A 233-nucleotide genomic window follows, 5' to 3' on the forward strand; every position below is an offset into this window, starting at 1 on the left:
GCACCTGCTTCAACCATTTTATTGAAATCTTCTAAATTGCGTACGCCACCTGATGCTTTTACTTCTACATCAGCACCTACTGTATCTTTCATTAATTTAACGACTTCTGCAGTCGCACCGCCACCTGCAAAACCTGTTGAAGTTTTAACGAAGTCCGCACCAGCCGCTTTTGTTAATTCACTGGCTTTTACGATTTCGTCATGGTCCAACAATACCGTCTCAATAATCACTTT

1 pseudogene is annotated in these 233 nt (G+C 41.6%); it reads right to left on the reverse strand.

The features are described from left to right. Nucleotides 1–233: pseudogene (locus HMPREF2658_RS12330) on the reverse strand (2-deoxyribose-5-phosphate aldolase); the annotation flags it as partial.

The organism is Staphylococcus sp. HMSC062H10 (assembly GCF_001836945.1).
Classification (GTDB): Bacteria; Bacillota; Bacilli; order Staphylococcales; family Staphylococcaceae; genus Staphylococcus; species Staphylococcus aureus.